This window comes from Cyclonatronum sp. (genome assembly GCF_022565315.1).
In the GTDB taxonomy this organism is placed as follows: domain Bacteria; phylum Bacteroidota; class Rhodothermia; order Balneolales; family Cyclonatronaceae; genus Cyclonatronum.
Map to the genome: position 1 here is coordinate 1 of NZ_JAIUMX010000127.1, position 9643 is coordinate 9643.

Annotated in this window: 2 protein-coding genes; one reads left to right on the forward strand and one right to left on the reverse strand. The window is 54.1% G+C overall.

The window, feature by feature from the left end; genetic code table 11:
- Positions 1-688: 688 nt before the first annotated feature.
- The gene (locus LAT75_RS13920; protein WP_291483286.1) at positions 689-3757 is read right to left on the reverse strand and encodes a CotH kinase family protein; all 3069 of its coding nucleotides are present in this window, start codon (positions 3755-3757) and stop codon (positions 689-691) included.
- A 1488-nt stretch (positions 3758-5245) separates the two neighbouring features.
- Between LAT75_RS13920 and LAT75_RS13925 the strand changes: the two genes are divergently transcribed.
- Positions 5246-9442 carry a T9SS type A sorting domain-containing protein gene (locus LAT75_RS13925; protein ID WP_291483287.1) on the forward strand — a complete coding sequence of 1399 codons (4197 nt, stop codon included), beginning with the start codon at positions 5246-5248 and terminating at the stop codon, positions 9440-9442.
- The last annotated feature ends 201 nt before the right edge of the window (positions 9443-9643 follow it).

Genomic DNA, 9643 nt, shown 5'->3' on the forward strand with positions numbered 1-9643 from the left:
ACTGATGACGTCCTATAACAGCGGCATACCGGCTACAAAAGCGAAATCACCTAATAATAAATACAAACCTCAGGTATCGCACGAATCCACGCGATGATGGCACGCGGATGTTGCTGATTTGGCCGGATTTACGCGGATTTTTGATTCTCACCCGTAGGCTAAGAAAAGCCTCTGAACTCCGAAATGCCCAAAAAACCGGTAAACACACCAACCCGCAGCCAATCCAGCGCTTATGAGCATCGAAATGCCCAAAATGCGGGAGAATCCCCTCTTGAGAGGGGTGCCCCCGGCACAATAGCTGCCGAAGGCGACCAAGCCGTAACACACCAAAACTACCAAAAAGGGAAACCCCCGTCGGGGCGGGGTGTGACCTTCGGAGCCTCGCCCCGGCCCCGATGCAGTAAAATCAACTTCGTGAGCATGGTTACGTGTCAGCCGTGGTGAAAGCCGGCATCGGGGCGTTCACACCCCGCCCGTTCGCTGCGCTCACCCGGGCACCCCTCTCGAGAGGGGAATTGCGCGCATCGGGGCGTGGATGGGTATCGGGGTTTTGGGCCGGCATTTTTGATTGCGGGGCGGGGGGGGTGAATTTTGGGAGTTGCTCCCTCCATTCAAAGCCCCACGGTCTTCGACCCGCGACCAGAAATCAGGGACCAGAGGCCCGCGACCATACACCACAAATAAACAATCACTTAATCAATAAAAACTTCCGTGATACCGATCTGTCGTTGTGGGTGAGGCGGTAGAGGTACACTCCGCTTGCCAGGCCCGAGGCGTTGTAGGGGATGCGGTAGGTGCCCGCCGGTAATACGTCGCTCACCGCAACGGAAACGCGTTGGCCCAGGACGGTGTACACCGATAATTCGGTGAACCCTTCATCCGGTATGGTAAACTCGAAGATGGTGTTATTATTGAACGGATTGGGGTAATTCTGCATGAGCTGTAGCGCGCGGGGTAGCTCTTCGGGGAGGTTCACAAAATCCGATCCGTTCAGCCGGTACTCCAGCGCAAAGTTGTTGAAGGTAACCCGGTTGCCTTCATCCGCCGACATATCGGTGCCACCGAAACGGATTCTGACCCTGAAATCGGGGTTCTGATTGGCTTCCTCAATCAATCTGAAATCAACAGTGTATAAACGGTAGTCCTGCCCCAGAGGCAGGATGTGCTGATTCAGGCCGTCGGTGCGCCACACCGGCTCGCCGTTGGTTACCGAGTAGCTGATTTCCAGATACTCCGCAGCTCCTTCATCCTTCGCGGCAAAACTCAGCAGCAGCGCGCCGGTTTCCGAGGCAGGCAGGTGCAAAATCAGGGCGTTCTCACCTGCATCACCCGTGAAGGGCTGCTTCACCTGAAGGCCGCGCATATTGGCTTCCCCAAACGGGATGTTCGCGTTTCCCCGCTCCCGGTAGTTCAGCTCCGTAGGGCTGTTGCGCCGCTCCATGGAGGCGCGCCGCCAGTCCGGGTGACCCGCGCTGAAAGGGTAGCCGCTCAGGGCCGATTCAAAGGTGATGCGCGCATCCTCCAGCACCGCAAAACGGTTGCCGATTTCCTCCAGCGGGGCGTTGTTAGGAAGCTGATCCCCAAAAAAGAAAAAGTTGCTCAGGCGGGGTTCACGCACTTCATCTGCATCTTCCAGCTGTGCATCCATCCAGTCCAGGCGGGTCATCAGCCAGTTGCGCATCCAGTCGAGCTCCTGCTCCCAGGTATCGGCCACAAAGTAATTGGGCCATACATGCTGCCCGAGAATCTGCCAGCGAATGAAGTTCCGCTGCTGTGCTTCATCCAGCTCCGCCTGCTTGGCATCAATCAGGGCGTTGAGATAATCCTCAGAAAGCACGTTCTGCCGGTGCATCTGCCAGCGCTGCCGCAGCTGTGCCGCAAAAGCCGGATCCTGAAGCATGCGCACGTACCAGTCGCGGATGCCGCAGCCGATAAAGCAGTCGTTGCCGCCCGCCAGCTGCGTGTAGTACCAGCCTTCGGGGTTTTCGCCGCTCAGGTAGTTGGCGTTGCCCAGGCTCAGGTTGAAATCCCACAGCGGACCCATCCGCAGCTTTTCGTGCCGGTTTTTGGTGAGGTAGGTACTCAGCCGGTAGCCGTCAATTTCCTTGAGCAGCTCGGTGATGATGAAGTGATCGATGAAGGTCTCCGTATCGATCCAGGCCCGGTAGCCGGTGGCAGGGTTCGCAAAATCATTGCCGAAAAGCGCGGTCTCAAAATTGTTCAGATAGCCCCGCAGGTAGTTGCGCTGCGCAGCTGTGATATCCGCTTCCTGCGGCCGCACGTAGGCAAACTTGGTGCCGCGGCTCGTCGAAAACCCGCTGTCGCCTTCATTCAGCCGGTCTTTCTTAAAAATGTAGCCGCCGCTGAGGGCACCCATATCGCTCTCATCCCGGCCCGGACGCGGAATCTCGACCCGGCCTTCTCCCCACTTGATGCGCTCAGTTAGCAGATACACCCCGTGGTAATGGCTCTCGTTCAGAGCTGCGCTTCCCGGATTCAGGAACAGCTCGATGAAGCGGGTTCTTGGGGCGTAGCCGTGCAGCGCGGTGCCCAAGTGGTAGGCAATCGCATTGCGCATCAGTGACTTATCGCTGTAAGGGGCATACAAAATCCAGTTGTGATCGGCGGGCATGCCGAAGAGTTCCTCATTCCGGCTCCGGTCAAATTCATCATATAAATGAAACCCGAACATCTTTTTGGGGAACATCTGTGAGCTGTTTCCGCGAATGTTAGCCACCGCCCGGCTCGAAATTGCGGCATTCTCGATGAAGCGCGTGCGACCGTCGGCGCCGGGTTCGAGGAAGAGGTAGCTTACGGGGGTACGCTCACCCGGTGTAACGGTGATATTGTGTTCCTGCATCACCATCACCGGCAGATCCGAGCTGAAATCCTGCACGGAAGGAGTGATGCGGGTGAAAAACGCGCTTACCGGCTCGCTTGGCAGGTAGCCCGGCCACAGCCCGACTGCCCGCACAATTCGGGTTCCGTTGATGGTAATCGGCCCGCCGTACACGGCCGTATCCTCCCCGGAGCCGGGCTGCTCATGGGAAAGGGTGTAAAGGATGAGTCCCGTGGCCTGCGGATCGCCCTCGCCGGCAGGCGGCGCTTCAAGGGTAAGGTTTAGGGAGACGGGGCCCGAAATGAATCCGCCCCCGTGCGAGAACTCCGGCGCCGGAGTGATGCCCGCGTAAGGGGTACTTTCGTTGACCCGACCGGGCGTTGGTGAAGCGAAGAAAGCAAAGCCGCTGCCGTCGGTTTTGCGGCCGTAGGAAATATCCGGATACAGCCGCTGCGCCGGGATGGCATCAGCGGTACTGCCGTTGGGCCGGGTTAGCAGCAAGGGCTCACCTCCGGCCGAAATGCTGAAATTGGTGTGCAGCTCCGAAGCCGGCAGGCGGCGGTCCTTACCCGAAGCCCAAACCAGCAAATATTGCCCGGCCGGCAGGAACACCTCCGGAAACACCCACTTGAACGGACGGTTGGGGTTGTCGCTCAAACCGAAGCCGCTGAGATTAACGGCCGTATCTCCGGCATTATAAAGCTCAATCCAATCCTCAAAATCACCGTCAGCATCCGCCTTGGTGGACTGATTGGAAGACTGAAACTCATTAATCAGCACCACCCCCTGTGCCGAAACCTGAAAACCGGAGGAAAGCTGCGGGGTAAAAGCAGCCGAAAGCAGAAAAACAAGGCCGGCAGTAAAAGACCAAAACACCTTAAAACCGGCCTTTAAAACCGGTGACCAAAAAATTTGCATGAGAGTAGGGTAAAAATCAAAAAAAACAACTTTATCCGGAAAGGGTAACACTTTTCGGGCTAAACGCAAAACAAAACCGGATACGGCCTGATTGATGGCACGCGGATTTTGGGTGGGATCAGGCCGGATGGGGGCGCAAGCTTACAGTATGTCAGTATGTCAAAGGGGGGAGCGCTGTCGGCCCCCGAGAGCGCTCCGGTGGGGTGGGCAAGCTTTGTAGCCCCTGAACCGAGCGGTCTTTCCCCCAAACCCAACTCCAGGTTTTCCCCTTTCCCGGCAGCCAAAACTGTCAATAGCCACCGTATCCCTTACGGGAAAGGAGGGGGGCGGCGGTGGTGGTGAGGCCTGCCCCGAAACCGCGCCGTGAGGGATGATGGAAAAACCCATGTCCCTTCCCAACACTGTACTACCTCCGTACCGCGATTATGCTGCGGGCTGATGCGGCCCGGGTGCTTACCTGTTTTCCCGGACCAAACACGGAGCAAACACAGACCAAACACAGACCAAACACGGAAATGATTTGCAGACACCTGCCGTCTGCCGCCCATCGGGACATATACCGGTTTGCTTTGTTCTGTCCTCAGGTATTACCTGTTAGGGTGATGCCCTTGGAAGCACCGAATAGCCCTTCCATACAAGGGTAACACAGATGGCCCTTAACACTATGGTAACTTGCAGATTAGAATCGGTTCATTTATTTTAAGCGCATATAAAAACCCGATTAAAATGTTACGAATTCGAACGGATTCGGCTAACATTAAGTTAGTGGTTTCGGTTTTTTGGACTACGGAAATTCAAAGTATGGGGGTTAACGATTTCGGGGCACTGATTCCTGCGGGGACAGCTGCGTGAAACCTATCCGGCCCCCTTCTTTCACAGAAAATTCTAAGTTCAGGCCGTGTTCCGCTGAATACCTGTAATGCTTTTGCTCAACCCCTTCTCCACCAAAACCCTAAAGCACTTGACCTGATGATGATGATGATGATATTGTTGTTGTTCAAGAAACTATCGTTAGCGTTACCGCAACGAAATACAGCGTACAGCTCTTCTGAAAAACAGGCACACTCCAAAAGCACCCTCTTTAAACTAAGCCTGCTCCCGCTGCTGCTCTTTGCGCTGCTCACTTTCGCGATGGGGGAGGAGGTGAAGGGGCAGCAAACTTTTTTTGATTTATCAACAGGAAACTACTCGCAAGACTTCAGTGACATTTCCAATTGGACAAATAATTACGCTTCAGGTATAGGTGCTAACAATTGGAGGGTTGCTGCTACTGCCACAAATTCAACGGTTAATAATGCAACTGTATTTGTCAGTGGCACTGCCGGGGGTATTCAGAAAGGATCTGAAAACTTGGTTCTCCTTGCCACAGGGACAAATAGTGCGGCAACTGACTTACTCCTTGACATGACCGGTAGAGTTGCTGGTACAATTTCACTCGATTGGGAGAAAATAGTCAATAGTGCTAATGCATCACCCAGGAGTTCTGATTTGAAAATTCAATACAGTATTGATAACGGAGCTTCATTTACAGATTTAGCAGGATACACAATTCCCAGGGTATTCAATAACGATACTCCTGAATCTGGATCGCTTGCAAGCATTCCGCTCCCTTCAGCAATCAATAACATTCCGCAGGTTGTTATCAGGTTTTATGTTTGGAACAATGGGCAAACAGGTGGTTCCGGAAATAGACCTAAAATTGCTATAGATAACATAAGCATCACTTCTGATCCTGCTACAGTACCACTACTTGCAGCTACACCAACGACAATCACAGGCTTAAGCTATGCTAACGGTCTGGGCCCTTCAGCTTCCCAATCTTTCACCCTTACCGGCTCCAATCTTACACCGGCTGAAGGTACCCTCAGCGTCTCAGTTGATCCCGATTTTGAATTTTCTTTTGATGAAGTATCATGGGTTGGCAATGCGGACTCACCCGAAACATTTTCCTATTCTGGCGGAAGTGCAAGTCGGGAAATATTCGTCAGGCTTGCAGAAGGCTTGACGGAAGGCACCTATACCGGGAATATTACGATTTCAGGGGGTGGGGCTGCCGGTAATGCGGTTGTCAGCCTCAGTGGCTCGGTTTTTCCATCCTTCACCATACCCTATACCAATACATTCAGAACACAGGGAGATGTTGACCTTGCTGTTGCCCAGGGCTTCACCCTCAGTAATGCGGTTTTAAACACGGCTGCAGGTGGCCGCATTGATATATCGGCCAACGGTTTTGTTGAAACACCACGTATTGATTTCACTCAGCTTGAAGCACTTCGGGCCCGGTTTGATCTCCGCAATGTGGCTGTAGGGCCCTCTCATGACTTTGCTGTGCAGGTTTCTGGTGACGATGGCCAAAGCTTCGAAACTGTTTTTATTACTACTATACAAACGGGTACCAATATTTCTGATGATGTAACCATTGAGGTACCTGTGAATTTGCTCACACAATTTAATACAACCGATGGCAGGCTTCGGTTTGTTAAGGTCGGAGGAACAAGTGCAGTACGGTTCCGGGATTTCTCTCTTGAATTGCTGCCGCTAATTACCTTTCAGACCTCTTACAGCCAAAATTTCAGCAGCTTTACCGGTATAGAAAGTTTGCCCGATGGCTGGGAAATTTCCAGCTCCGACTACCAGGGAGCATTCGGCAGTGGTACCGCACTTGGTGTAAGAGGTGAAAACACCCTTGGGGTACAGATGGGTGCAGCCTTAGACCAGTTTACGGCTACTCTGAGGGTCGTGAACAATACCGGCTCAGCTCTCCAGAATCTTTTTGTTTCTTATCTGGGAAGGACAGCCCGTGATGTTTCTGGCTCTCCTGCCTGGGTAGTTTCGGTTAATGGTGTTGCTGTACCGGCACTTGCTTACAGCACGGTAAACGACACGAATCAGCAGCGGGCATTTGTACTTACCGGCCTGAATGCGGCACCTCACGAGATTATTGAGATCAGCTGGGAAACTACCAGGGACGGTACGGGTGTACAAAAGCAAATAGGCTTAACTGATCTGCTTGTTACCACAAATCTGCCACCGGCATTAAGCCTTATGAACGGATATACACAGGCTTTTTCAGATTTCACCAGTGTTGAAACCCTGCCTTCGGAATGGTCTGTAAATGCGTCAGAAGGTGTATCAACTTTTAACCAGTGGACGAGCGGAACCACATCTGCCAGCCTTTTGGGCAATGACAACGTTCTTGGTTTTCAGCACACAAGTGCGACCGGCACTTTTATGGCTTCTGTATCACTTTTTAACGATACAGGGCGCACCCTCACAGACCTCCATATCGCTTATACAGGGCGAGTTGAACGCGTCACCCAGCCACGTCATCCTGAATGGAGTGTCACGTTAAACGGGCAGCTTGTTCCCGGTTTGGCTTATTCAACTGGTGAGAATGCTGATCGGAACATTGCTGTAAGTGTTAGCGGGCTCAGCATAGCGCCAGGTGAAATGATCACCCTGAGCTGGAGCAGCGACAGAGGCAACAATGCCAGCGGTGCATCCCGCGCAATCGGTATTGCAAATGTACGAATAGACAGCGCGGTTGAGCTCGATAACCTGCAGCAGCTGCGGGCGCAGTATGACTTCGACAACCCTGATGAAACCACCATTTACCGGGTTACCGGCTCTGCCATTGCTACCGTCATCTCAACCTTCCGAAACACAAAGTATTTCCAGGATGATACCGGTTTTGCCATTCAGATCGATGACGACGAAGGCATCATTACCACCCCATACGCAATCGGGGATGAAGTCGGTTTTCTGATCGGCACCCTGGGGGATCACCTCAAACAGCTGCAGATGACGCCCGTCGCTGATTTCGGCCCGCCCGTGACAACCGGAAACGTGGTTATTCCGCAGCAAACTACGCTCGCCGCCATCGGAGCCGACCTCCGCAATTTCCAGTCCCGCAAGGTACTTGTTCCTTCCGTTGAATTTCAGGGCGCTGACGGCTCTCTCGTTTTTCCGGCACGCGGCACAGGGCTAAACATCACCGATCCGAGTATTATCGGCTTCAACGGACGTTTCAGAAACCTTTTTTCGCCCCTTGTCGGCCAAGTCGTACCGCAGGGGCCTCAGAACGTGATTGCGTTTGTAACGGAGAGGACCGATCCGACCCCCGGGTTCAATATTTCTGTACGGGAAATGAACGACTTTAACCCTGCTACCAAAACCGTTTCTATCGGCGACAGCGAAACCCCGGATTTGCAGCAGGAAGGATGGCGGCTGCTTTCCTCCCCCGTGCAGGGTGCAACCTATGCTGATTTCCTCGCTCCCCTGTGGACACAAGGTGCAGCGGGATCCGACGATCCAGAAGCAGCGTCGAATATTCGGGAGCTTACGACAGCCGGCCTGTATGAGCCAGTTACAGATCTCAATCAGCCGATGCAGCCGGGCCGCGCTTTTGCTGTTTTTATTTATGCAGATGACAATCCACTCGAACCCGGCATCACCGGTGGTTTTCCCAAAACCCTGAGCCTTACAGGGCTTGAGCATCAGGGGGATGTGAACGTTTCAGACCGCCTCAATTCCGGTAATGAAGTTTTTAGCTTGGTAGGAAATCCTTTCAACCGGCCCGTTGCATTCGGTGAATTTAGCAGAAACGGAGTGGGCGGAGTGGTTTACACCTACAGCTTTAATGTACCGGCTGAAGAGGGTGATGCCCCGGGCGGTGAAGCCGGCGGAGCATTCCTGAGTTTCTCTGCAGCCGGTGGAGGTGTCGGAAGCCTTACAGGCGGCATAATCAATCCGTTTGAGGGATTTTTGGTGATGTCAGAAAACAGCTCTCCCAATCTCACCATACCTCAGCGCGCACGGCAGCAGCACGGGGGAGGCGGCCCCGGAACCGGTAACGGCCTTCAGGGAACGGGTTCAGCTGATTTTCCGGCTCTGCAGCTCAGGGCACGACTCAACGGAGAGCAGCGCAGCCAGTTATGGATTAGCCTGAACCACGAAGGCAGCATCGGTTACAATTCCTACGATGCCCCCATGCTGTACCCGATTGATTTCAGAAGTTTTATGGTGATGTACACTGAGGCCGATTCCCGCGCCCTGAGCATCAAAAACCTCCCGCTTGAAATCGCCGGCGAGTTAAGCCTTCCGGTTCATATCGAAGCATGGCAGCCGGGCGGCGGCAGTTTCGTGCCCCTCACCGGCGAAGTCGAGCTCACATGGCCGGCCTTCGACGCTTTCCCGCCCGACTGGCAGGTGACGCTCACTGACAACCTGACCGGTGCCGTAACTGATCTGCGGCAGTCCGCTGCCTACACTTTTCAAATGAGCGGGCGGTCGGGTATGACGGAAACCCTACGGCACGAAGTCGCCATCCGTTCGGCCGATATGAACGCCGCCCCGGAAGCCCGCCTTACGCTCACCATCAGCCCGCACCCGACCTCCGCGGTACCGGCCGGCGAGCTCCCGCGCGAAATCACTCTCAGCCAGAACTACCCCAACCCGTTCAACCCCACAACGATGATCCGCTTTGAGATGCCGGCCGCTGAGGAAGTGCGCCTCGAAGTGTACAATGTGCAGGGTCAGCGGGTAGCAGTGCTCGTGAACGGCACCGTTCAGGCGGGCGTGCATAACGTGAGCTTCGATGCGTCGGCCCTCTCCAGCGGTGTGTACCTCTACCGCCTGCAGGCCGGCAGTCAGGTGCTCACGCGCAAGATGACGCTCATCAAATAAGCGAAATTTTTGACCGCGGACCGCAGACCGCGAACGGCTGATCAGGAAGATGCAGTTTGATGAGGGTATTCTCTCAGACTCCTCTTCAAAAGCCGGCGCAGTCAGCGGCCCCCCCGGTCATTTCGCAGCCCAACCCCACCCCACAGATTTTCTTACCCCCGCATTAAATTCAGGACTTATGAATCGTATTGTAACCACCCT